The organism is Sulfuricurvum sp., assembly GCF_049305995.1.
Classification (GTDB): Bacteria; Campylobacterota; Campylobacteria; order Campylobacterales; family Sulfurimonadaceae; genus Sulfuricurvum.
The window spans coordinates 1-22,957 of the sequence record NZ_JBAQPS010000307.1 but is presented as its reverse complement, the minus strand read 5'-3'; the positions used below and the strand labels follow the sequence as shown (position 1 = coordinate 22,957).

The 22,957-nt window shown below is 43.2% G+C and carries 24 protein-coding genes and 1 pseudogene; 14 read left to right on the top strand and 11 right to left on the bottom strand.

The features are described 5' to 3' along the window. The 3 genes from WA010_RS10695 to WA010_RS10685 all read left to right on the top strand — a co-directional run. Positions 1–282, top strand: a 282-nt coding sequence (locus WA010_RS10695; RefSeq protein ID WP_422557102.1) for a sensor histidine kinase, incomplete at its 5' end; no start/stop codon positions are given. A 34-nt stretch (positions 283–316) separates the two neighbouring features. Next, positions 317–649 (top strand): hypothetical protein, encoded by a 333-nt coding sequence (locus WA010_RS10690; protein WP_422557101.1) that lies wholly within the window; start codon positions 317–319, stop codon positions 647–649. Beyond that, a complete protein-coding gene (locus WA010_RS10685; protein ID WP_422557100.1) occupies positions 649–1,461 on the top strand; it encodes a DUF3187 domain-containing protein in 813 nt (270 codons plus the stop codon). The genes WA010_RS10690 and WA010_RS10685 overlap by 1 nt, the downstream gene beginning before the upstream one ends. A 45-nt stretch (positions 1,462–1,506) precedes the next feature. Here the strand turns inward: WA010_RS10685 and WA010_RS10680 are convergent, their stop codons facing one another. From WA010_RS10680 to gspG, 4 genes are read right to left on the bottom strand one after another with little or no spacing between them, the layout of a single operon-like run. Then, complete coding sequence (locus WA010_RS10680; protein ID WP_422557099.1) at positions 1,507–2,010, bottom strand: PulJ/GspJ family protein; 504 nt, start codon at positions 2,008–2,010, stop codon at positions 1,507–1,509. Next, a complete protein-coding gene (locus WA010_RS10675) occupies positions 2,007–2,447 on the bottom strand; it encodes a type IV pilus modification PilV family protein (protein ID WP_422557098.1) in 441 nt (146 codons plus the stop codon). Before WA010_RS10675 ends, WA010_RS10680 begins: the two co-directional genes overlap by 4 nt. Beyond that, positions 2,434–2,985 (bottom strand): type II secretion system protein, encoded by a 552-nt coding sequence (locus tag WA010_RS10670; RefSeq protein ID WP_422557103.1) that lies wholly within the window; start codon positions 2,983–2,985, stop codon positions 2,434–2,436. Before WA010_RS10670 ends, WA010_RS10675 begins: the two co-directional genes overlap by 14 nt. Then, on the bottom strand, positions 2,985–3,416 hold the full coding sequence (gene gspG, locus WA010_RS10665; RefSeq protein ID WP_422557097.1) for a type II secretion system major pseudopilin GspG: 432 nt from the start codon (positions 3,414–3,416) through the stop codon (positions 2,985–2,987). Before gspG ends, WA010_RS10670 begins: the two co-directional genes overlap by 1 nt. A gap of 208 nt (positions 3,417–3,624) precedes the next feature. On the opposite strand from gspG, the gene WA010_RS10660 reads away from it, so the two are divergent. From WA010_RS10660 to WA010_RS10625, 8 genes are read left to right on the top strand one after another with little or no spacing between them, the layout of a single operon-like run. Continuing rightward, complete coding sequence (locus tag WA010_RS10660) at positions 3,625–4,509, top strand: hypothetical protein (RefSeq protein ID WP_422557096.1); 885 nt, start codon at positions 3,625–3,627, stop codon at positions 4,507–4,509. After that, complete coding sequence (locus tag WA010_RS10655) at positions 4,493–5,629, top strand: hypothetical protein (RefSeq protein ID WP_422557095.1); 1,137 nt, start codon at positions 4,493–4,495, stop codon at positions 5,627–5,629. Before WA010_RS10660 ends, WA010_RS10655 begins: the two co-directional genes overlap by 17 nt. A gap of 14 nt (positions 5,630–5,643) precedes the next feature. Further along, complete coding sequence (locus WA010_RS10650; RefSeq protein ID WP_422557094.1) at positions 5,644–6,018, top strand: hypothetical protein; 375 nt, start codon at positions 5,644–5,646, stop codon at positions 6,016–6,018. Next, on the top strand, positions 6,015–6,527 hold the full coding sequence (locus WA010_RS10645) for a hypothetical protein (RefSeq protein ID WP_422557093.1): 513 nt from the start codon (positions 6,015–6,017) through the stop codon (positions 6,525–6,527). The genes WA010_RS10650 and WA010_RS10645 overlap by 4 nt, the downstream gene beginning before the upstream one ends. Next, positions 6,511–7,338: a hypothetical protein gene (locus tag WA010_RS10640; protein WP_422557092.1), complete on the top strand. Its 828-nt coding sequence runs from the start codon at positions 6,511–6,513 to the stop codon at positions 7,336–7,338. Before WA010_RS10645 ends, WA010_RS10640 begins: the two co-directional genes overlap by 17 nt. After that, positions 7,322–8,926: a secretin N-terminal domain-containing protein gene (locus WA010_RS10635; RefSeq protein WP_422557091.1), complete on the top strand. Its 1,605-nt coding sequence runs from the start codon at positions 7,322–7,324 to the stop codon at positions 8,924–8,926. Before WA010_RS10640 ends, WA010_RS10635 begins: the two co-directional genes overlap by 17 nt. Next, entirely contained in the window at positions 8,923–10,437 is a 1,515-nt protein-coding gene (locus tag WA010_RS10630; RefSeq protein WP_422557090.1) for a GspE/PulE family protein, read from the top strand. Before WA010_RS10635 ends, WA010_RS10630 begins: the two co-directional genes overlap by 4 nt. Continuing rightward, a complete protein-coding gene (locus WA010_RS10625) occupies positions 10,437–11,654 on the top strand; it encodes a type II secretion system F family protein (protein WP_422557089.1) in 1,218 nt (405 codons plus the stop codon). The genes WA010_RS10630 and WA010_RS10625 overlap by 1 nt, the downstream gene beginning before the upstream one ends. Here the strand turns inward: WA010_RS10625 and WA010_RS10620 are convergent. After that, entirely contained in the window at positions 11,646–12,071 is a 426-nt protein-coding gene (locus WA010_RS10620) for a lytic transglycosylase domain-containing protein (RefSeq protein ID WP_422557088.1), read from the bottom strand. The genes WA010_RS10625 and WA010_RS10620 overlap by 9 nt on opposite strands. A 111-nt stretch (positions 12,072–12,182) precedes the next feature. On the opposite strand from WA010_RS10620, the gene WA010_RS10615 reads away from it, so the two are divergent. Further along, positions 12,183–14,213: an ATP-binding protein gene (locus WA010_RS10615; protein WP_422557087.1), complete on the top strand. Its 2,031-nt coding sequence runs from the start codon at positions 12,183–12,185 to the stop codon at positions 14,211–14,213. On the opposite strand, the gene WA010_RS10610 is transcribed toward WA010_RS10615, so the two are convergent. Next, on the bottom strand, positions 14,195–14,857 hold the full coding sequence (locus WA010_RS10610) for a response regulator transcription factor (RefSeq protein ID WP_422557086.1): 663 nt from the start codon (positions 14,855–14,857) through the stop codon (positions 14,195–14,197). The two genes, WA010_RS10615 and WA010_RS10610, sit on opposite strands and share 19 nt — an antisense overlap. Before the next feature lie 74 nt (positions 14,858–14,931). Here WA010_RS10610 and WA010_RS10605 point away from each other — a divergent pair, with 74 nt between their 5' ends. Both WA010_RS10605 and WA010_RS10600 read left to right on the top strand, forming a co-directional pair. Continuing rightward, the gene (locus WA010_RS10605) at positions 14,932–17,130 is read left to right on the top strand and encodes a multiheme c-type cytochrome (RefSeq protein WP_422557085.1); all 2,199 of its coding nucleotides are present in this window, start codon (positions 14,932–14,934) and stop codon (positions 17,128–17,130) included. 79 nt (positions 17,131–17,209) lie between these two features. After that, entirely contained in the window at positions 17,210–18,481 is a 1,272-nt protein-coding gene (locus tag WA010_RS10600; RefSeq protein ID WP_422557084.1) for a 3-isopropylmalate dehydratase large subunit, read from the top strand. A 12-nt stretch (positions 18,482–18,493) separates the two neighbouring features. Here WA010_RS10600 and WA010_RS10595 read toward each other — a convergent pair whose 3' ends face one another. The 5 genes and pseudogenes from WA010_RS10595 to WA010_RS10575 form a co-directional block, all read right to left on the bottom strand. Beyond that, positions 18,494–18,889: a hypothetical protein gene (locus WA010_RS10595; protein WP_422557083.1), complete on the bottom strand. Its 396-nt coding sequence runs from the start codon at positions 18,887–18,889 to the stop codon at positions 18,494–18,496. A 25-nt stretch (positions 18,890–18,914) separates the two neighbouring features. Next, the gene (locus WA010_RS10590; protein WP_422557082.1) at positions 18,915–19,721 is read right to left on the bottom strand and encodes a YqiA/YcfP family alpha/beta fold hydrolase; all 807 of its coding nucleotides are present in this window, start codon (positions 19,719–19,721) and stop codon (positions 18,915–18,917) included. Between the two features lie 21 nt (positions 19,722–19,742). Then, on the bottom strand, positions 19,743–21,230 hold the full coding sequence (locus WA010_RS10585) for a YiiX/YebB-like N1pC/P60 family cysteine hydrolase (protein WP_422557081.1): 1,488 nt from the start codon (positions 21,228–21,230) through the stop codon (positions 19,743–19,745). After that, entirely contained in the window at positions 21,227–22,486 is a 1,260-nt protein-coding gene (locus WA010_RS10580) for an MFS transporter (RefSeq protein WP_422557080.1), read from the bottom strand. The genes WA010_RS10585 and WA010_RS10580 overlap by 4 nt, the downstream gene beginning before the upstream one ends. Further along, positions 22,483–22,957: pseudogene (locus WA010_RS10575) on the bottom strand (hypothetical protein); the annotation flags it as partial. The gene WA010_RS10580 and the pseudogene WA010_RS10575, both read right to left, overlap by 4 nt.

The window sequence follows — 22,957 nt, the reverse complement described above, 5'->3', positions numbered from 1 at the left end:
CTCTTAAGCAATGCCGCCAAATATAATAAACACGATGGTTCTGTTATGATCACCATCGATTCAAGGGGCAATAAATTCCATATTCAAGATACCGGCAAAGGGATCGCCTACCCCGAAAAAATATTTGAACGATTTTACAAAGAGCATGAACGTGGTTTGGGAATTGGATTACATATCGTTAAAAAATTCTGCAATGAGTTAAAAATTCCTATCAACGTTGAAAGTAAAATCTCCAACGGGACTATTTTCACTCTCGATATTGAATCACTAATTAAACGCTAAGGCTTCCATGCCACACTTCTGCAAAAGGATAATGATGAAAAATTTTATACTATCGGGTACTCTGATACTTTTCAGCACCGCTCTTTTTAGTGTCGAATCAATCAACGAGCAAATCGAGGCAATTAAAAACGCTCCTCCCACTGAGCGGGTAGAGCTGATGAATCGACTAAAAGTTCAAATAGCGGCAATGAATGAAGATGATCGCTCAAATGCTCTCCATACCCTTCAACAAAGCCGAGGTACTCCTGAGAATAGACTCCACTTAAAACATCATCAAGGTAGCGCTGGAGAGGCCGGTGGTTCAAGGCAACAGCTGAGATTCCATAATAGCTCTTTTGGCGGTCAAAAACAGCAAGGGAGACAATAGTGCATCGCTTAATATTGACCCTATTGTGTATTACAGCCTCGTCTCATGCTTACATCGACAGTGATTTTGACGGCGTCGAAGATACGTATGATCTTTGTCCGCAATCACCTTTAAGCGATTTAGTCGATAAAGACGGATGTGTGATCAAAAGTATTGGCAGTATCATATCCTTCGATTTGGTTACAAGTCTTGGGTATTCTCAAATCAACTATGCATCCCAAGAACCCTCTGATACACTGAGTAGCTCATTACAAGCAGATATATATGCAGGACAATGGTGGTTCCAAGGAGTCATCTCGCACTATCAATCCGATAATAGTGTAGAGTCTGAAAGCGGTTTGGAAGATACTTCAATGAGTCTCATGTACCGATTTCCTCCAACCGAAAAACTCACAGTCACCACAGGAATAAGTCTAATATTTCCAACCTATAAAAGTACTTACAACAATGAAGCCACCGATTATACGGCATTGATTAATTTACATTACGCTATGCATAATGGATTTTCGCTCTTTGCAGGAACGAATTATACGTGGATCAATGACCGTGACGTTCCACAAGAGAATTATCAAAATACCTTTGGATTTCATACAGGGATCGAATACACACAACCCAACGGGAAATCCGCTTTAAGTGCTGCTTATTATCAGAATGAGAGTATTTATACCTCTACCCAAACCATAAAATATTTGAATTTTGGATATGCATATACGATGAACCCTCACTGGAATATCGGAGGATATTATGGGCACGGACTCAGTGACTCAGCCAGTGATCAATCCGTCTCAGGGTATATAGGCTATCTATTTTAATATCTCAAGCAAGGTTTAAACTCTTCACGTAAGCAGTTCAATATTTTATTTCATTACTTCAACAATTATAGGTAATTCATTTTCATATTTAAGATAAATAAGTTTGTGCTGTAGCGAATCATAAATACGAAAAATCTCACAATGTTTAGCGATTTGGTCGCTATGAGTTAAATAAAGTGCTTCTGGGCTAAGAGGGACGGTTATAGGAACGGTGGATTCCATCCGTACCAAAGTATTGTCCGCTTTTAAAACAACCCATACTACAAAAGGTGAATCAATCCCATACAAAGAACGGTTTGCACCGGTAATCGAAAAACCATCAAAATTTTTGCTATCACTGGCAAATACCGTGACCGATTGCACACGGTCTAAATCACTCCGTAATAACGACACAATTTGATTCTTTCTCTCAAGAACTCCCTCTTTTTTCTTAAAAAAAGAGTGTTGGTTACGCAACTCATCAACCATCCCGAGCAAAAAAACCGAAATAAGGGCAAAAAGAGCGATCGAAACCAATAATTCTATGAGAGTAAAAGCATTTCGCTTCATCGATTGTCCGAAGTAATACGGAAAAAAGATTTTCTCTCATGGGTATTTTGAAGAATGATTTTTTGGATAGCCATAGCGTTTGGTGTCGCTGTTGATCCGCTCACGCCAACCGTAGTTGCCATAAGCGGATCAATACTCTCTTTCGAAAGAAACCGAATTTCATATGCCGTTGCCTGAAGTGCTTCACGTATTACGGGATGATCGATATGATAACGCTCATTCACTATTTCATCGACACTCATGATCCTCCCGTTCAAGGATTCATTAACGCTTCCTGCCGCTAAATTCATCATGATAGAAGAGTCAAAATGTTTAATAGCATTTATCGAGGTCGAAGAGGAATACGAAATAACCCGCATTAATGCCATAGCTGCTATGGAAGCAATCGTAATTGCAACCAATGTCTCAATCAAAGAGAATCCTTTAGTGAGTGCCATAAGCATCATCTCCTTTAAGCGGATAAAGCACCTCATTAAAAAGCCATTGCCTTACCTTCTCTTCACTTTTCGTCGTGTATGGCTTATCATCTCCAAGCGGCGTATAGACGTAAAAGGTATTATTGTTTTTTAAAATTAGCGGAGTAATCGTTCCATCAGGATAAAGTGACAGCTCAAAGCACCCTTGAATCATTTTTCCCTCACTTTGCGCAATAACGTTTCCCCATTCTTCCAACTCTCCAAAACGATTAAACCCATACCGTTTTATAGACCCGTCTGATTGTAAAGAAGCTGTAATGAGATGCTTCCCATCACTTGAAAATACACGGCATTCTCGGCAAGAAGCCGCACAGAGCAATCGAATCTCTCCGGGTTGTGAAAAAGCCATTAAGGTTGTTTTTAGTGTGGATAAGCTTAGTACAGTAGAGTTTGCTTTCTCTTTTTTTAAGGTAACCATTCCGATCGAATAGACGATTCCTATAATCGTCATGACAATAAGTATCTCAAAAAGGCTCATCCCTGCACGCGATTTTTTCATTAGCGGCACTCGGAGAGTTTCTGATCCTTATCTTCATTTTTTCCCCCTTCTTTGCCATCACTGCCTAACGAAATCAATTCCACCTCTTCATCAAGGTTGAGATACAAATAAGGTTTGTTCCATGGATCATGAGGGAGATTTTTTCCCTCGATATATCCGCTAGGGGAATACGCGGTATACATACTGGGATCGGGATTCATCATCAGTGCTTTCAGCCCCTCTTCACTTGAAGGATATGCGCCATTGTCCACTTTGAACATTTTTAGACTCTCATTTAGACTTTTCATTTGGATACAAACCAGTTTCTGTTTTGCTTCTTCGCTCTTACCGGTGATATTAGGAATTACAAATGCCGCCAATAGACCTAAAATGATAATTACCACCATAATTTCTATGAGCGTAAACCCTTTTTTCATCCGATTTAATGACATTTTATTGCTCCTATTTATTGGCTCTACCTTTAGGATTGTATTTGAAATATAAGAAAATATCTCTTAAAGCTATACAAATTCGAACCTCTTTTTTATTCATCAGAAATTCATATAAGCACGTTATACTCTATCTTATAAATATTAGTGAAAAATATTTTAAAATATATATAAACTGAGTATAGCGATGGAAAGAAGCGGAATAGTTTTAATGATGACTCTGGTTCTGATAGCTCTGCTAATGGGACTCACCGCTTTAGTATTAACCCAAAATGAAAAGTTATCACGTTTGGAGAACAATGCCTTTTCTAAAAATGAGTCAATGCGAATTGTAAATGATCTGCGACAACAGTTCACCTCATTACTTTCAAATATTCACACGTCAGAAGAACTCGACTTAATAATGCGTTTGCCATTACACTTAAAGAGTAAAAATGGGGATTTCGCTATTAAAATGCAATTTTCCTCTCCTTACGGTCGTCTAAATGTCAACCGCCTGATGGAATCTGATGGAACAATCAATGAGACCAATATGATTTTACTGATGCGTCTATTGTCACTGTATCCGATTGCCGATGCTGATATTTTGATAAAGTTCATTTTTGATACGATTGATACCGATATGAACGAACGTGGCATAGGTACTGAAATTAGTGCAACAAATCCCAATTTTAACAATGGAAGGATCGCAAATTTTGAACAATTTAACCGTATTTTAGAGCGCTATGTTGAGTTAACGAGGGACACGAGTGTTTTATCTATTCCGTGGAATCGTTATATTGGATTTGATGGAGATAAAATAGATTTTAATGCACTGAATCCTGAAATATTGGCACTGATCCTTCCCAATATTTCCGCTGAAAAAATCCGTTCCCTTACCCTATTCCGTACAAAAGCCTATTTGACAAAAGAAGAGGCAATTGCCGCAGAACCTGCACTAGCCAACCTATTTGACAACTATTTTTTCATTTATACATTTGGACAATCTTACACCCTTTTATGCGATCTTCGTCTAATTGAAAATTTTCATGAAGAACATCTACGATTTCAATACAATCTTCTGGAGAAGAAAGTAAAACATGTTGAGTTCCTTTAATATCAAAAAAAAAGCTCGTTTTTTTTGTACCAAATATTCACTCATATACCGCTTTTTTTGCCGTTCTGAGCCTTTGGTCTATATTGACGTACTTGAGCAAACAACTGTTTCAAGTAAATCTATTTTACTCCTCTCGCCAAATGATTACTGGGTAATGCGGGCAAAACTTAATGTGAAAAGCGAAAAAGAAGCAGCAAACTACGGTGCAGCACTGTTTGATCTGAGTAATGAATATCGCTATGAAGCACAGCGGATAGAAAAAGATAGCTATATACTAATCGCCTATAACCCGACTAAGCTATCGCAACGTTTAAGCGTTTCTACGGCAATAATCAAAAAAATGACGTTTGCGCAATGGGTATTTAACGATCAAACCCACCCAATTCATCTTCCAAACGGTAAGTATTTAACGACACTGGATGGTATAGTGATCGAAATAGATGGTTTGTATCTCAATACAAACACATCCATAGAACTGGATACAGCCCTCTCCTATCCAAGAACATTTTTACGAACAGCTCCGATAGAGAAATTAGTCTCTTACGAACTTTCTTCCAAAACACTCCGAAATACGTTAATCATTTTACTGATTCTTTTAGGAAACCTTGCAACAATAACGGTATCAAGCTATCAAGAATCACTCCAACTGAGCAAAGAGATAGATACCCTATTTTCCTTATCCAAAATACCTGAGACCTCAATCGAACGCGAAGCTATTCTTGATTCGTTAAAGAAGAAAGAGAAAAAACAACTCCGTATTCGGCACGTATCCAAAGAGATAAGCATTCTTCCGATAGAGGGGAAAATCATCACCCCTCCGTCTGCATTGCCGAGTTTGCCTCCCGTTATCCCCACATCGAGCGATGGTGTTGTTTTGATCCCCGGATCGAAACCGGGTGAGCCAAATCGTCTTATCGTCGATAATACTCCATCGATACCGGCTATAGAGCTTCACGGTGAAGGGATTCGGGAGTTTAGTTATGATGGCAATGGTATCTATATTGTCATTGACGCAGAGGATGCTAATGTGAGAAACTCCCTGAAAAATACGATCATGAATCGCTTTAAACATGCACAAGTCAACGAGCATAACACCCAAATAGAGGTTCGGTTAAAATGAAGCCAAAAGGACTAATGCTCGCAGTAATGATCACTCTAGCTCTTGTTATCATGAGCGCTATCATGGCGATGTGGGAAAATACGGCGGTATCAGAATTGAGAAATGAGTATGTTCTGCTCACTCAGCAATCCGAAGAGATCAAGCTTTTAAAATCACGTTGGTCGGTAGAGGAGTCCAAAACCGATTTTGAGTATCTAAAAAATCACCCTCTTTTGAGCAAACAAGAGAGACGAGGGACGAATGTCTATCTGGAATATGATAATCTCTCCTCACGTGAGTTTGATTCGCTAAGTAACAAGCTGTTGAACTCCATGTTGAATATTAAAAAAATATCCCTCAAGCGTAATGGAATCTCCAAAGGAACTATTAGTGTGGAGATTGAACTATGAAGCACCTACTTTATCTGTTTTATATCTTTTTAGTTGTTGTGGTCCTCTTTCCTAAGGAAAAATTCTATTTTACCTTTGAATCCTTCCTCCGTGAATATCACCTCATCATCAATCATGAAGTGATGAATGACCGATTTGTCTATTTCGATGCGGACAACGGAGAGGTTTTGTTGGATAATCAACTCATCGCTTCAGTCGAAAAAATCCGAATCTCTCCGTGGATTTTTTACAATCGTTTGAGTCTTTCAAACCTCTCGGTTTCTCCGCTTTTTCGACAGTTTTTTCCGGGAAAGATCGATACCATAACCGTGACGTACACGCTATTGCACCCATTGGAAATATCAATACAAGGAGAGGGAGATTTCGGTCATTTCAAGGGGGGCTATGATTTGCTCACTAACAATATGAGAATTGTTTTTGAAGCTACAAGCCAACTGCGAGGTTACGGCCTTTTGGTGAGCCGATTGCATCAGGAGAAGGAGGGGTTGGTGTATGAGAGCAATTTTTAACGAATCCGCCTTGCGCCGTTTTAATCTACTGGCGTTTCCTCTGGCGTTGTGTTGGAGTTTATCCACAATCGGAGGAGCTTTTTTATCAAACGCTACACAAGAAAGTTTTGTCAATCCGTTCGAACCGTTTTTTGAAGTGTTTCACTTCGGACAAAAATTCGCCCTCTCTGAGGGTGCCAATGCCTCCTTGCATACTAAAGTGGTTACGACTACAACACTTGTACCTGATCCTCATCGTATCAAAGCGATCTATCGTTCTGCATCCAATTCCTTTGTCACCATCAGCGATGCGACGAAAACCACCATTGTCCCTCTAGGCGGAATTTATAAAAACGTGTTTCATCTCATCTCCCTCACCGATACCACTGCGACGTTTCGAGGATACGGTAAAACGTGTCGTCTTCGGCTCGGTCATGATGATCCGCTCGTGCGTCAAGAAGTACTCATGTCCAATATTGCAGACCCTTCACAAAGTGGGTTAGCGGATAGTGAGCTCCATACGATTACCGCTCAAACACTAAGAGAGCAAATATCGGAACTGCCGCATATCGAAAAAAATGTTGATGCATCGGCGGTAATCGTTGGTAGCAAAATACTCGGATTTAAAATAAACGCCCTCCCTCCTCAGTCCATATACGCTCAGCTTGGAATTCAAAACGGAGATGTCATACACTCTGTTAATAATAAAAAGCTTGAATCGTATGCCACCGTTTTGAGCCTCTACAGTCAAATCCAAAATATGAGAAATATTCGTATCACGCTTGAGCGAAATAACCTCCAAAAGGAAATCGTCTATGAAATCACCCGCTAAAATTTTACTATTTTCGATACTCTTATTCGCGCTCTTAGCCGCATCCCCACAAAAAGATGAAAAAATCTCACTCTCGATTGATGGGATGGCGATCAGTGATTTGATCAAGCTAGTAGCCCTCACAACCCATAAAAATATTTTTATCGGCGAAGAGGTTGCCGGCACAATCAGTTATGCCGGCAATAAAGCGATCAATAAAAAAGATTTGTACAGAATCTTACAAACCTCATTAGAATCTCGCGGATATACATTGGTGGATTCAGGCGGCGGTTATTTGAGTGTTGTTAAAACGGTGGATGCGACACAAATGAATCTTCCGCTTATGGAAAAAAGCGACATCCCCCAAATGCAGACGAATATCTTTATGGTTCATTTCAGTACGGCAGAAACGTTTAGTCTAAAAATCAAACATTTCACCAGTAAGAATGCAAAAATCACCGCGTCCAAGGAGTCGAACTCGGTGATCGTGACCGATTTTCCCGAAAATATAGCTACTATCCAAAAAGCGATGGCGGTATTGGATGTCAAAGATGAGACAACCGCGAACACCACCCATGTGATACCGCTCAAAAATGCCGATGCAAAATCCTTGGTCGCTACCTTGAACACCGTTATCGGACGGATGACGCTGATCGCGGGGCAGCAGCCTCCGAGTATCACCAGCGATGATGCCACCAACTCTTTGATTGTCATTACCAGTGATGAACTCTATAAAAGCCTTGAAGCTACGGTGCATGAACTCGATCACAACCGTCAGCAGGTCTACGTTCGAGCGAAAATAATCGAAATCAGCAATAACAAATCCCAAGAAGTCGGTATTAAATACGGGTTGTCTGGGGGGAGCATGGGATCAAACGGTCTCTTTACGTTCAATTCGCTTTTGGGGGATGGAAAAACGTCTGCTATTTCTCTCGATCCGACGTTACTGGCGGGGATAACATTACCGAATCTAACCAACGGAATCGCGTTGGGTGCGAATATCGCGTTGTTAAATACCAACGGTGCGGCTAATATCCTCTCTGAACCCTCGATTTTATGTATCGATAACCAAGAATCCTCTATTTATGTCGGTAAAACCCAATCGATCAGTGCCGGAACGACCCTCACCGGTACCGGAATCTCCCAAGAAAATTTTACCCGTCAAGACATCGGTCTTACCCTCAAAATCAAACCGCGTCTCTCCAACGATCATAAAGTGCTTTTAGGGGTGAGTGCTAAACTCGAAGATATTGAACCCAATTCGATTGCCGATCGTCCCAGCACAACCAAACGTGAAGTCCTCACCTCCGCTATCGTCAACAACGGTGAAAGTGTTATCATCGGCGGTTTGATTCGAGAAAAAATGGATGAAACCAATACCAAAGTCCCATTTTTTGGCGATATTCCATTCCTTGGTAGTCTGTTTAAAAACAAAGCGGAGACTCGTGACAAAATCAATCTCGTCATTATGCTCACCCCTTACATTATCGAGAAAAGTGACGATTTGAGCAAACTACGCGAACAGTTGAAAGAGTTGGACGAGATACAAGAACGCTATATCAAAAATATCACCCAAAATCTTGAAGCTAAAAAAGATAGCGCACCATGATCAAATTTCCGTTTTTAGAGGATGAACGTGTCGAAATTGCCCATCCGGAAAATATAGAAATAGCACTCTGTATACGACATTCTTTGCTCTTTTGTTCCAATGAGAATGCTCTGTATGCTATTGTCCCTCAGAATGACTATCTCGTCGCATTACAGCTTTACAACAAACTCTCCCTCACCTATCCCATTGCCCATCTATCACCTACGGGATATGAAAATCTCTATTTGAAATCGTTGGAGTTAAAAACCGATCTCGCCATTTCAAAAACACTTCCGAGCAGCGCTGAATACATCGATGAAGAGCTATCATTGGTCGATTTTATCAAGAATTCGGCGGATCTGTTGACCAGCGAAGAGTCCGCCCCTATCATTAAATTTGTCAACACGATTTTTTATCAAGCGATCAAACGTAAAGCGAGCGATATTCATATCGAAACGCATGAAAAAAAAGGGGAAGTACGGTTTCGGATTGACGGGGCATTGGTCAAACATATCGATCTGGATAAAAACATCATCGATCTTATTATCAGCCGTATAAAAGTTATATCGGCATTGGATATTTCCGAAAAACGGCTCCCCCAAGACGGTCGGACTCAGGTAAAAGTGGCGGGAAAAAATCTCGATGTGCGGGTTTCGGTTCTACCTACCTACCACGGTGAGAGGGTTGTTCTACGGATATTGATGCAAGCATCGTCAATTCCGGCGTTGAGAGAACTGGGGTTTGATGAGAAAACCACCTCCGAGTTTGAAGAGCTCCTCAAATACTCACACGGCATTATTTTGGTAACAGGTCCTACGGGGAGCGGTAAATCAACCACCCTCCACTCTTTTTTACAACAGCTCGCAAGCCCTGAAAAAAATATCATATCGATCGAAGATCCGGTAGAGTATGATGCCCCTCATGTGAGCCAGATTGCGGTAAATACCAAGGCGGGACTCACCTTTGCCTCGGGTTTGCGCTCAATCTTGCGACAAGATCCCGATATTATCATGATCGGGGAAATACGCGACAGTGAAACGGCTCATATCGCTATTCAAGCGGCTATGACGGGGCATCTGGTTCTCTCAACGCTTCACACCAACAATGCCACTGCCGCCTTGACGCGTTTAGCCGATATGGGAATTGACAAATTTTTGATCACTTCCACGTTGCTAGGCGTTTTGGCGCAGCGCCTTGTACGTAAACTATGTCCTGAATGCAAAGAGAGTGTTCCCCTATCGGATGCGGATGCGGACACGTTCGGCTTGGCTCACGCTCTTGCTGTTTCTAAACCGAAAGGGTGTGTCCACTGTCACTACAGCGGCTATTATGGGCGCGTTGCCGTAGGAGAATTTTTTATGGTGGATGATTCGTTGCGTCCCCTGCTCAAAACAAGTGATAACGATTTTGAAATCCGTGAAATAATGCGGCGACGGGGGATGCGTTTCCTCTCGGATCAGCTTATCGCACTACTGCTCGATCAGACGACCGGCATTGATGAAATAATTCGTGTGGGAGTGAAAGAAGCGTAATGGAATTTCATTACAAAGGGCTGGAGCGCACGGGCAAAGCGATCAAATCAACGATTGAAGCCTCAAACCTCGATGAAGCAAAGATGAAACTAAAAGCGCAGGGGATTTTGTACTCCGCTATTTCGACCAAAGAACAATCTTTTTTCGGTGTTCTGGCGTTGTTTAAACAAAAGAAATTTCCCTCTACGCACCTCGCAACGCTGAGTCGTGATTTGGGCGTGTATCTGAATGCCGGAATCCCGTTGACCCGTGCGCTAGTCCTCTTAAAACATCAAAGTCATCACAACATTCGATTGGAGCATTTTTTCGACACGTTGATCGCTATGATCAATGAAGGAAAAAGCTTTGCCCAAGCTCTTGAATCTCAAGAACATTATACCCTCCCCGTTTTCTACACCGGAACCCTCAAAATTTCGGAAGATCGGGGAATTTTAGCCGAAGTTTTACACGAGTTATCGCTCTATTTGACGCTTCAGGAAAAAATCAAAAAACAGTTAACTCAGGCGTTGGTATACCCCTCTTTTATTGTGATTGTCTCCATTTTGGTTATCTCTTTTATGTTGAGTGTCGTGGTACCGAAAATCACCGCGATTTTTGAATCCACAGGTCAAGCACTCCCCCTTTTGACGGAGATCATTATCACATTGTCACACTTCTTTGCGAACTATTGGTTTGCGATTGCCGCAGCAGTATTGGGGGCGGCTGGGCTGTTTATCTATAAAATGGCAACCGATTACACCTTCAAAAAATCTATTCACGCCCTTATCCTCACTCTCCCTATCGTCGGAAAGATGGTTGAAACAGCAGATTTGGCACGCTTTTGTACGATTTCGTCACTCCTGATGCGTTCAGGTGTTCCGGTGGTCAATACGATCAAGCTCTCCTGCATTACCCTCTCATCCGAAGTGATAAAAGGGGTATTTGAAGAGGCTTCGGTAAAAGTAATCGAAGGTTCATCTCTCTCAAAAGGGTTAAGACGAGACTCCGGATACAAAATAGATGACTCGTTTATCGAAGCGGTTGCTATCGGTGAAGAGACCAGTGAACTCTCCTCAATGTTTAATCATCTCTCCGCGTTTTACATCGAGACGAACAAAGACAAAATTGCCCTATTCCTATCGGTTTTGGAACCCTCTTTAATGCTTGTGATCGGTGGAATTATCGGGGTTATGGTCACGGCTATGCTGCTTCCGATCTTCTCGCTAAACCTAGGATGATGTTTTGAGTGCGATGATGAGACGGCGGAGCCATTTATCTTTGTAAGCTGGGGTTTTGGAGTGGTAGTTACCGATGGCTTGAAGGTTGAATCCGCGTTCTTTGATGTGTTCGGAGAGGAGATAGCTTCCGGCAAAAATGTTGACTTGAGGGTTGAGAATGTTTTTCTCATTGATCCCCCATTCCGATAAGCGGTGAAGATGGATCGAATTGATCTGCATCAGTCCGTAGTCTTTGGTGCCGTTGTTGTTGATCCGAATGGCGTTCGGGTTGCCGGAACTTTCGATCGTTGCGATATTTTTGAGCAGTAGCGGAGGGATATTATAATAGTTTCCCGCTCTTTGAAAATAAAGCTCATAGGTGGATACATTCGCGTATAATGCGTATGATAAAAAAAGTAAAATAACTGTTTTTTTCATGCTGTCGTATCCTTTTTTCGTATCAAATTGTAGCATACTATAAAAAAAATTTATTCAAAAAGACTATAATAGGTACTCCGATCAAATTTATTATTTTGGACTAAAACAGATATGAAATATCGATGGAACTCTTTACCGATTGTTTACAAACTTTTTATTGCCCTCTTTGGTGGAATAGCTTTTATTATTATCGCGTTGTTATCGTATTTATGGGGGCATGAATCAAACTTATTGCTCAAAAAAGAGCAAGACAATATTCACAATAACGCTATTTCTATTGCTAAAGATTTAGACTTTCACCTAACTAACTTACGAAAAGAGATTATCTTTCTCTCCCGACTGGAGGTAATGAACGATATGGTAACGCGCGATATGGATAAACGTATCGCAAGTATCCTAGATGAAAAAGCGAATGATTTTGGAAAATCCATCTCATTATTTACGATTTCACCTGATTTGAGTATTCCGGCATCATCGAGAGATGCGAATCATACAATATTTATGAAAGATGCTCCGACAATCGTTGATGCATATAAAAGTGGGAACTCTTCTCTTTTTCTCGGGAAAAATCTCTATTTTTTTGCACCAATACATGGGACATTTTACCCTGAAGATATTTTAGGATATTTGGTATTATCTTTTCCTCTGGAAAATTTTGTTCATCAGCTCGAAACCGATCAAAAACTTTATCGGTGGCTAACGCCTCCAAAGAACCAATTAATTATCTATTCACACAATAATCCCGTATTTGATACCGATGCCTATCTCCATCATAGCATTATGCTCAACGGTGTGTTAGAACGGTGGGTTTTACATTACGCCTTGCCAAAAAGCGAAGCATTAGCCCTCTTATACCATTTTCAAACACTTTTTTTAATTGGATTCGGCGTCGGTATCATTTTAATCGCATTTCTACTTTGGGGATTACTTCTTCAGATTACTAAACCACTCCATTCACTCTCCGATACGGCCATGCAGATCGCTACCACAGGTGACTATACCCAAACACTTACCGAAACAGGGACAGATGAAGTGGGAATGATGGCGCACTCGTTTAATGCGTTAATGTTCAGAACGCAGGTAGTAATGGAGCGTTTGAAAGTTGAGAGGGAAAAGCATTGGGAAGCACTCGTCAGTTTGATCATCTTTTTTAATGCGGTTAGTCGTGCCGATACCAAAGAATCAACAATCGAGATCGCAATCCATGAAATTCGCCGTTTCAGTAATGCCAAATCGGTATATTATTCGAGTGATGGATGCAATAATGAGGCGGCTATCACTATTGCTCTGAATGCGGTTGGAAATGATACATCCGGCGTTATTTGCATAGAGGAATCGGGACTTAGGAAAGAAACAAATGAGCGTTTTTATGAAGCTTTAGAGCGGATGTTATCCTTACAAATGGAAAGAATTGAATTATTAGAAAAAACGCAAGCCGCACTCAAAACAAAATCATCGTTTTTATCTGCAATGTCACATGAACTACGTACCCCTTTAGGATCGATTTTGAGTTTAATTCAATACATGATGACACACTCAAACACCCCTGAACCGCAATTTGAAACATTGGGTAAAATTGAAAACTCGGCGCACCATTTGTTGGACGTTATTAACACGATATTGGATTTAGCCAAAGCTGAGTCAGGCAAACTAGAACCCCATACAAGCCGATGCGATTTGGTTCAACTGATCGAAAGCGCTTTAGAGCTAGTGATTCCGCTTGCAGAAGAGAAAGGGCTGAGAATTATCACTGCCCTTGAACCTATAGAGAGAGAATTTAACACGGATAAACGATTATTCGGTCAAGTCATTATCAATCTGCTCTCCAACGCTATCAAATTCACCGAAAGCGGTACCATAGAGGTGCAACTCAATTTTTATCATGGGCTGTATGTGCTGCAGGTCAAAGACAGCGGTTGCGGCATAGCACAAGATGCGATCGAAAACTTATTTGATGAGTTTTATCAAGTCCGTCGTACGGGGGATAGTTCAGCCAACGGAAGCGGATTAGGGCTTGCCATCAGTAAAAGAATCGCATTGGTTCTCAACGGCGATTTGGTTATTAGCAGTGAAGGGGAAGGGAAAGGGACAACCGCTACATTTAATTTTAGATCCTTCGAAACTCATCGGGCAATCATGTAGCCGACTCCCCGTACCGTTTGTATTAATTCATCGGCATCGAGCTTTTTTCTGAGGTTTTTAATATGGGCATCGACAATATTACTCGCGGCAATATGGTCAAAATCTCGGCTTAAATGTTCGGATATTTGGTAACGGGTTAAAACCGTATTGGCATTGAGAATCAGCAGTTCAAGCAGTTCAAACTCTTTGGCGGAAAGTTTGGCGGGATTGTTGTTTACTAACACACTGCGTGATGAAAAATCGATCATGATATTGCCGACTTCTAAATGGGTTTGCTTTTGAGCACTCTCACGACGAAGTAGCGCCCGTATTCGGGCTAAAAGCTCTATATTCGAAAACGGTTTTTCCAAATAATCATCGGCACCCGTGTCGAGAGCTTCGACTTTCTCTTCGACCTCATTTTTGGAAGAGAAAAACAACACTGGAGTTTGTAGTTTTTCTCGGCGGATCTCGCTTAAAAGATCAATGCCATTGCCATCAGGCAACATCCAGTCCAATAAAATCAAATCATATTTTTTTTCACTGATACATTTTTTACCCAAAAGTAATGTCGCTGCAACATCAATATGATAATTGGCATTTCGCAGTACCTTCTGCAGTGCATAAAGCAGCTCTTCATTGTCATCAATAATTAAAAGATGCATAGTATGCCCTCATTCATCTGATTTTCACAATCGTAGTTTACCATAACGGAGAAATATCAAGAAAAGGAGCCAATATGCGTCAAGCAATTGGACTGGTTTCATCGACAATAGCTACTGCATTCATCCTCAGTGGATGCGGTGGCAGTGGTGGTGGAGGCGGTGGCGCGACAGTGGGTCTTTCTACCGCCACCTTTATCGATGCGGCCGTATCAGGATTGGAATTTGAAAGTGCCACTCAAAGCGGTATTACCGATGCAAACGGTAATTTTACCTATAAAGAGGGCGAATCGATTACGTTTCATGTCGGTAATGTGTACATCGGTTCAGCAATACCGAAAAACGGCAAAGTGACTCCATTGGATATAGTCAATACGACGGATACGGGGGATGCAAAAGTCGTTCGTATTCTCCAGACCCTTCAAACATTGGACAGTGATGGTGATGCCAATAACGGTATTACCATCGATTCAGCCGTCAGAGAGACGTTGAAAACACAAACACGGGTAGATCTTGATAAAGGTTCAAGCACGGATGATGATGTATTAGGTGCTATCGGTAAAACGGCGTATAGCGTTGATAAGCTATCCGCACGGTCTCATTTTGAGAAACATAAAGACGATGATTCAAACAAAAACAAAGGATATACGCCTCCCTCTACCGGAACAGGAACAGGCAGTGGAACTAGCGGAAGTTATACCCTTGTAGCTTGGAATGATTTGGGGATGCACTGCGTAGACGGTAAAGATTATTCAGTCTTTAGTATCCTCCCTCCCTACAATAACCTACACGCCCATCTGATTAACAAAACAGCTACGAGCGGTAAAAATATCACGAGCGGTGTAACCATAACCTATGAAGCGGTTGCCGATACCACCGGATCGATTAATACAACGAGTAAAACAAAAACCAATTTTTGGACGTGGGTTTTATCATTATTCGGTACTTCTCCATCATCAGATAAAGGGCTTAATATGTCCGGCGGAACCTCTAACCCGACGCCGAATTTGACACCTGCGGAGATGACCTATAACATTACCAACGGATGGTGGGAAGCGGAGGGGATTCCGGTCACTCCTTATGATGACAAAGGGGTCAAAAACTACTATCCGATGGTTAAAGTGGTTGCAAAAGATGGTGCCGGTACGGTTTTGGCAACGACCAAAGTGGTATTACCGGTTTCGGATGAGATGAGTTGTACGACGTGTCATGCTTCCAACAGTGTGGCGGCGGCAAAACCCTCAGCAGGATGGGTCAATAATGCCACATTGGAAAAAGATTGGAAGCAAAATATCCTAAAATTGCATGATGAGAAACATCCGAATGCGATTGCCGATGCCGGTATGGCAGGAACGTATAAAAATGGATCAACGTTATTAGCCAATGCGAATGCGGGACAGCCGATATTGTGTGCATCATGTCATAAATCCAATGCACTTGGTACTGGATTGAAAGCAGGTATCAAACCGTTGACCGAAGCATTGCACAGCAAACATGCGAATGTGACCGATCCGACCACAGGTATGTCGATGAACAACAGTACAAATCGCGACTCATGTTACAAATGCCATCCGGGCTCGGTAACCAAATGTCTGCGCGGTACTATGGGCAATGCCAAAAAAGCAAACGGTGCAAACGCAATCGATTGTCAAAGCTGTCACGGCAGTATGAGTACCGTCGGGGCGACAGGACGTGAGGGCTGGCTGGATCAACCTAATTGCCAACAATGTCATGACCGTAATGGATCATCTACGGCTAACTTCACCCGCTTTACGTCGGTTTTCTCTAGCGGAAGTACATTGCGTACGGTTGTAGATCAGCGTTTTGCGACCAACGCTAATTCACCGATGAGCGGGAAATCGCTCTATCGATTCAGCAAAGGACATGGGAATCTTCAGTGTGAAGCGTGTCACGGTTCAACCCACGCTGAATATCCGAGTTCTCATGCGAACGACAATGTTCAAAGTATTGCGCTTCAAGGTCACACCGGAACGATTGCCGAATGTTCTACTTGTCATACTACCTCTCCTACCAATTTCTCCGGTGGACCACACGGTATGCATACGGTCGGTCAGACAGCAGTAAGTGCACATAAAAAAGCAGCAAAAAGCAACAAAGCAAGCTGTACCATATGTCACGGTTCAGATTACAGAGGCAGTGTTCTCTCTAAAACATGGGTGGCACGCACACTGAGTGTTGAAGGTAAAACGAAAACCTATACAGCGGGTCAAAAAGTTACCTGTTATGATTGTCATAACGGACCTAGCGGTGATTAAATCTATATAATGATCTCGAAACGCTAAGACTCACTATGGTATAATCGCACCATTATTTACACCTTAAAAGGTCATTCTTATGCGCCAAACCATTACTGAAAAAATCTTTTCCGAGCACGTCGGACATCCCGTTTACGCGGGTGAAATCGTCCGATCTCCTATCGATATGGTCATCGGAAACGACATCACCACCCCTATCTCGATCAAAGCGTTCGAAGATTCGGGTGCCACTGCACTCGCTAATCCTGATGGGTTCTCCATCGTCCTCGATCACTTCATCCCCGCCAAAGATATCGCATCCGCTAATCAAGCACGTATCAGTCGTGATTTCGCTAAAAAATACGCTATGAAAAACTTTTTTGATGAAAAAGATATGGGGATCGAACACGCTCTTCTCCCTGAAAAAGGGTTGGTGGTTCCGGGTGACGTTATCATCGGTGCCGACTCACATACTTGTACCCACGGAGCGCTCGGAGCTTTCTCGACGGGAATGGGTTCAACCGATTTGGCGTTTGCAATGGTTACAGGAGGGAACTGGTTTAAAGTCCCTGAATCGATTAAAGTTGTATTGAGCGGAAAACCAGGCAAATACACGACAGGTAAAGATGTCATCCTCGAAGTCATCCGTATGATCGGGGTTGACGGCGCACTCTATCGCACCCTCGAATTCGTCGGAAGCACTATTCCCTACCTCACAATGGATGACCGTTTCAGTATGTGTAACATGGCGATCGAAGCGGGGGCAAAAAGCGGTATCGTCGCGTATGACGAGATCACGGCAGAGTTCCTCGCTGACAAACCTCTCGCACGTGAGCCGAAAATTCACTATTCCGATGAAGACGCAACCTACGTTCAGGTGCTCGAAATCGATGTCGCTAATCTCGAACCGGTTATCGCCTATCCGTTCTTGCCATCCAACGGACACAGCCTCTCTCAAGCGGTAAGTGACCAAATCAAAGTCGATCAAGCATTCATCGGCAGCTGCACAAACGGGCGTTTGAGTGATCTTAAAATCGCCGCTGAAATCCTAGAGGGTAAACGTGTTCATCCGGATGTCCGTCTTATCGTCACCCCAGGGACACAACGTATCGCACGCGAAGCGACAAAACTCGGATACATGGACATCATCATCGATGCGGGCGGTGTTGTCTCCAACCCGACCTGCGGTGCATGTTTGGGTGGATATATGGGGATTTTAGGGGACAACGAAGTAGCCGTTGCGACAACCAACCGTAACTTCGTCGGACGTATGGGTTCACGCTCCTCCAAAGTCTATCTCGCTAACTCTGCCGTGGCTGCTGCTTCAGCTATCACGGGATACATCACTGATCCTGCAACGATTATCGGCTAAATGCCGATAAATCTAATTTCGTAATATTTTTTCAGATTCTTCTATTGTTTTCTGCCCCTCAGTAGTATTTATCAGACTATTTAACATCCATGTTAACCCTTGGCAATCATTATCTATCACATTTACAGATTTATTCTTATTTGATTCCATAGTTGTTTTTGCATTTTCATAATACGGTGAAGATTGAATCATTCTCACCAATTGACCATTTTTAGTTAGAAAATTTTTCAAGGCATCATCAAAACTTTTTTTATTTTGAGGAGAAGCTTTCTGGCAATACTCTTCAGCCCCGAAAGATACCTGATACACTCGTGAGACAATTTTTGCTTTAGCCCTCTCATGCACATCATCCGCAAAAGCACCAAATGGCACTACTGATAAAAATACTACTATGTATATGAACTTCATTTATTTTCTCCTTCTATTAATCGATTCAATTCAACATAAATCTCGTCATATCAACGATTCTTGCTAGTTTAGTATCGACGGTTGCTCCCAGTTCAAGCAGTCCAAGCGCTAAATAATCCGCTCTGTGTTTGAGTGAGATTTTCGATATCTTGCTTACGTCGGTTCCGCCAAAATCAAAAGATGCTTTATAGGTATTTTGTAACGGTACGATTGTCGAAAACTTTTTCTTCCATATTTTTCTAACCGATGTTAGTATCTCCCCATCTTGATAAATCATGACACGTTTTGCAGGAGCATAGGTCTCATCAACCTCTTCAAAAATCCGTGGCGATGAATTGAAGACTATCGCATCAATGCCGTAATTCACCGACATGCTAAGTGCTAAAGCACCGCCCAAAGAGTGACCCGTCAAAGTAATGTTTTTATCTTTGTGTGTATCGAGGTAGGATTTGAAGTGTTCTGTTGCTTCTTGATATTGGATATTGAAAGGGGCTATGGCTACATTGGCTTTCGTATAATCTTTTTTATCATCGGTTCCTCTGAATGCAAATATGACGTTGTTGGAATATTGATGTTCAAAAATATCATACGCTAAGCCGGATTTGTCAATTTCGACGGTGTCAACGGTTATCCATCCCAATTTTTCGACAGGAAATTTTACCCTGTCTGCTTTATGATATACGTTTGAGGAGATCATTGCATAGAGCGCATATTCATTCGCGACATTCGCGGTTAATTCCACAGGGGTGAATATCTCATTTTGCTCGTTTGCATCATCCGCGAAGGCAAAAGTTATATATAAAGAGAAAAATACTATTTTTACAAAACCCATTTCCTGTTATCTCTTCTTATTTTAACGATATCTTTTTTCGATCCCCACAAGGGTTCGATAGAGCTTAGCACCCTCTTCTTTTGCCCCTTTTGCATACACTTTTTTCCCATCATGGGCAAAAAACGTCAACTCTAACGGAGCACTGCGATCGCCTGAAGCGAGTATAGCAATATCATCGGGGGAGATGGTAAAACTGGAGAGGACTTTTTTCGTCATAAAATCGATCTGCGGATAGGCGGCGTAGACGAGTTCGGAACAGACGATCGTCTCGGTGGTGTTGACGTTGAAATCAAAATCGTATTTTTTCCCGAAATGGCTCATCGCCAAATCGAGTGATGTACGCATCGCATCGGTTTCGAGTCGGTTTGGACGTAAAACTGCCACATCATCGATGTTCATAAAATGCTCTACGCTGTTGAGAACAACCCCCTCACGTAATGCTTCTAAGATCACTTTTCCCTCACGAATTTGATCGATGTGTTTACGAACAAACGGGGTATCGAGCGCACCCATATCGCGTAACTGCTCAAAAGTACCGATGTAGATCGCCGCGTGACCGAAATGCCCAGGAATCGTTTTGTCAGTAAGGGCAAATGGGGTCTTTTCGAGGAGGATATCTCCCGGTTTCAGAGCATTTGAAAATTCCAAGAGGAACTCTCGATCCTCACGCAGTTTACCATTGCGCCATCGCACCATCCCCATCGTATTCCCGACCCCTTTGGAAAGGTTGAATTTGAGTTTTTCAACCGTCGCAAACGGTAGTTCGATCGCTCTAGAGAGGAGTGAGCCAACCTGATCGGAGATTTGGGTAAAGGCGTTGTCTCCGCCGAGTTTGGATCGCATCGGGGAATGATCGATGTACTCATACAAAGAGCGGATACTCGGGTCGGCTTGGGCGATATGATAGGCGATACTTTGGCGGTTCTCTTCGAAAAATCGGATCGCATCGAGCATCGTAGAACGATAAGTGAGGGTTGAAGCACGCATCAATGAATCTTTGTAAAAATTCCCCTCTACGCCGTATTCGGGGTAGGCTTCATTGAGTTTTTCCCGTAGAGCACTTTTGGAGCCGAACTGCCCCTCCATAAAATGGGCATTATCATAGAGGGTGAGTGCCGCCGCCATCGAGATAAGGATCGATTCGATGCGGTCTCGATCATTGAGCGAATCATCGGTGCGATAGAGAACATGGCGATAGCGCAGTGCATAAGGGAAAAGGGTGGTGCGGATCGCATCGGCTTCACCGATAGAAGAGGCGATAGTCGCCGAAAGAGCGGCAGGAATTGCCCCTTTACGCGACGCAGTCGCTTTGTCGGCTTCATCAACAAACGTAGGGATCTTTTGGCGAAGGGTTAGAGAGCGTTGGATCAGTTTTTCGACCGCTACCGCATCATTATGACGGGCACTATCGACAACGTGCGCCAAATCCGATTGTGTCCGATCCGCACTAAATGCTGGTGCCGTTATGATGACAAACGCGCATGAAATTCCTATCATAATTCTCTTCATTTCTCTCTCCTCACCTTATAGATAATAGTTCCTACCAGCGCCGTCCCCAGCGCGACCATTCCAAACAGCCATGCGATGTTATAACCTCCTGAGAGGATCGCCATCGTCGCTACGGCTCCCAGAACCATAAACAGTGCATTTAAGATGTTGTTAGCAGCGATGATACGTGAACGTGCCTCAGGTGCACTGCGCTCCTGAACCAGCGCATAAAGCGGGACGCTGAACAACCCGCCGAAGATCCCTAGCAGTGTCACATCGACGACGATCCGCCAAAAATGGATATTCTGCGATAATGGCCCAGAGGGCTCAAACGTTCCGATTCCCAATGCAAAATCAACCCCTGCAACCGCCATCCCGATCCCTCCGGCAACGACAATACCGTAGCGCACATGGTGATGACTGAGCCTCTCACACAATGCCGATCCGACACCGATCCCAAGAGTAAAGAGGGCGAGGATCAGAGTCACCGTCTCCTCACTCCCCATCAAAAGATCTTTTACCAATGAGGGGAACTGCGAAAGGAGTAACGCCCCATAGAGCCAAAACCACGATATAGCTAAAATGGCTAAAAAGACGAGACGATCTCGATACGCTAGAGTAATCGCATCCATCGTATGTTTCCAAAATCCAAACGCAAACGGCTCTGCACGTTGCGGTGGCGGAGCAGAGGGGATATAGCGGCTAAAGAGATAGCCGACCATGGCAACCATCAATGCCCCTGATGAAGCGATCACTCCACCGTTGGGGATTGCGGCGAGCGCACCCCCCGCAATCGTCCCCAGTAAAATCGCTCCGAACGTCCCCGACTCGATAAGGGCATTCGCCCCGATCAGCTCACCTTGTTGCATGTGCTGCGGAATGATGGAGTATTTGATAGGCCCAAAGAGGGTCGAGTGCATCCCCATCCCAAATACGACGAGTAAAAGTGTCGAAAAAGAGTGGGTGGCAAATCCCGCCACGGCGACAATCATCATTATGATCTCCCACACCTTGACGATCCGTGCAAGACGCGCTTTATCGAGTCGATCGGCAATCTCCCCCGACAATCCCGAAAAGAGAAAAAACGGGGCGATAAAGACCGCCCCGATCAGCGGAGCGAGAAGGGCAGAGGATATCGATGTCCACTCGGCGGCTTGAAACGTGAGCAATACCGCGAGGGTATTTTTATAGAGATTATCGTTGAACGCCCCTAAAAACTGTGTCCCGAACAATGGGGCAAAGCGTTTGGAACGAAAGAGATAAAACGGTGTACTCATGCCTCTGCCGCCATCGATTTGAGGGTGACGTAGTCGGTTTTACCGGTACCTAAGACGGGGATAGCATCGACATAAACGATTTTTTTAGGGACGGCGATTTCAGGGTATCCCCCTGCGCGAGCGGCTTGTTGGAGGATATCGCGTTTAAGCTCTCTGTCGGTGGTAAAGAGGACGAGTGCTTCTCCTCTGGACTCATCGCTTTGGGACGATGTGGCGTGAAAATGGCTCGGTGAAGCGGAAAGGGCGAGTTTCTCGACCGATTCGAGCGAAATCATCTCCCCCGCGATCTTGGCGAACCGTTTTACCCGTCCCGCAATCCGGACGAATCCCTCTTCATCGATGGTGACGATATCTCCCGTATCGTACCACCCCTCACCCTCCTCAGAGGTTGGTTTTTCTAAAAATCCGGGACGTTCGGAGCGTAGATAGCCACTCATAACATTAGCGCCTTTAACGTGCAAAATCCCCCCC

What these genes read in the sequence shown, in the direction of transcription:
- WA010_RS10650 (WP_422557094.1), top strand. Translation starts at nt 5,644, where the DNA reads ATGCTCGCAGTAATGATCACTCTAGCTCTTGTTATCATGAGCGCTATC.
- WA010_RS10610 (WP_422557086.1), bottom strand. Translation starts at nt 14,857, where the DNA reads ATGCATCTTTTAATTATTGATGACAATGAAGAGCTGCTTTATGCACTG.
- WA010_RS10680 (WP_422557099.1), bottom strand. Translation starts at nt 2,010, where the DNA reads ATGAAGCGAAATGCTTTTACTCTCATAGAATTATTGGTTTCGATCGCT.
- WA010_RS10635 (WP_422557091.1), top strand. Translation starts at nt 7,322, where the DNA reads ATGAAATCACCCGCTAAAATTTTACTATTTTCGATACTCTTATTCGCG.
- WA010_RS10620 (WP_422557088.1), bottom strand. Translation starts at nt 12,071, where the DNA reads ATGAAAAAAACAGTTATTTTACTTTTTTTATCATACGCATTATACGCG.
- WA010_RS10615 (WP_422557087.1), top strand. Translation starts at nt 12,183, where the DNA reads ATGAAATATCGATGGAACTCTTTACCGATTGTTTACAAACTTTTTATT.
- WA010_RS10645 (WP_422557093.1), top strand. Translation starts at nt 6,015, where the DNA reads ATGAAGCACCTACTTTATCTGTTTTATATCTTTTTAGTTGTTGTGGTC.
- WA010_RS10605 (WP_422557085.1), top strand. Translation starts at nt 14,932, where the DNA reads ATGCGTCAAGCAATTGGACTGGTTTCATCGACAATAGCTACTGCATTC.
- WA010_RS10580 (WP_422557080.1), bottom strand. Translation starts at nt 22,486, where the DNA reads ATGAGTACACCGTTTTATCTCTTTCGTTCCAAACGCTTTGCCCCATTG.
- WA010_RS10585 (WP_422557081.1), bottom strand. Translation starts at nt 21,230, where the DNA reads ATGAAGAGAATTATGATAGGAATTTCATGCGCGTTTGTCATCATAACG.
- WA010_RS10670 (WP_422557103.1), bottom strand. Translation starts at nt 2,985, where the DNA reads ATGAAAAAATCGCGTGCAGGGATGAGCCTTTTTGAGATACTTATTGTC.
- WA010_RS10630 (WP_422557090.1), top strand. Translation starts at nt 8,923, where the DNA reads ATGATCAAATTTCCGTTTTTAGAGGATGAACGTGTCGAAATTGCCCAT.
- WA010_RS10595 (WP_422557083.1), bottom strand. Translation starts at nt 18,889, where the DNA reads ATGAAGTTCATATACATAGTAGTATTTTTATCAGTAGTGCCATTTGGT.
- gspG (WP_422557097.1), bottom strand. Translation starts at nt 3,416, where the DNA reads ATGTCATTAAATCGGATGAAAAAAGGGTTTACGCTCATAGAAATTATG.
- WA010_RS10625 (WP_422557089.1), top strand. Translation starts at nt 10,437, where the DNA reads ATGGAATTTCATTACAAAGGGCTGGAGCGCACGGGCAAAGCGATCAAA.
- WA010_RS10600 (WP_422557084.1), top strand. Translation starts at nt 17,210, where the DNA reads ATGCGCCAAACCATTACTGAAAAAATCTTTTCCGAGCACGTCGGACAT.
- WA010_RS10655 (WP_422557095.1), top strand. Translation starts at nt 4,493, where the DNA reads ATGTTGAGTTCCTTTAATATCAAAAAAAAAGCTCGTTTTTTTTGTACC.
- WA010_RS10690 (WP_422557101.1), top strand. Translation starts at nt 317, where the DNA reads ATGAAAAATTTTATACTATCGGGTACTCTGATACTTTTCAGCACCGCT.
- WA010_RS10590 (WP_422557082.1), bottom strand. Translation starts at nt 19,721, where the DNA reads ATGGGTTTTGTAAAAATAGTATTTTTCTCTTTATATATAACTTTTGCC.
- WA010_RS10675 (WP_422557098.1), bottom strand. Translation starts at nt 2,447, where the DNA reads ATGGCACTCACTAAAGGATTCTCTTTGATTGAGACATTGGTTGCAATT.
- WA010_RS10660 (WP_422557096.1), top strand. Translation starts at nt 3,625, where the DNA reads ATGATGACTCTGGTTCTGATAGCTCTGCTAATGGGACTCACCGCTTTA.
- WA010_RS10640 (WP_422557092.1), top strand. Translation starts at nt 6,511, where the DNA reads ATGAGAGCAATTTTTAACGAATCCGCCTTGCGCCGTTTTAATCTACTG.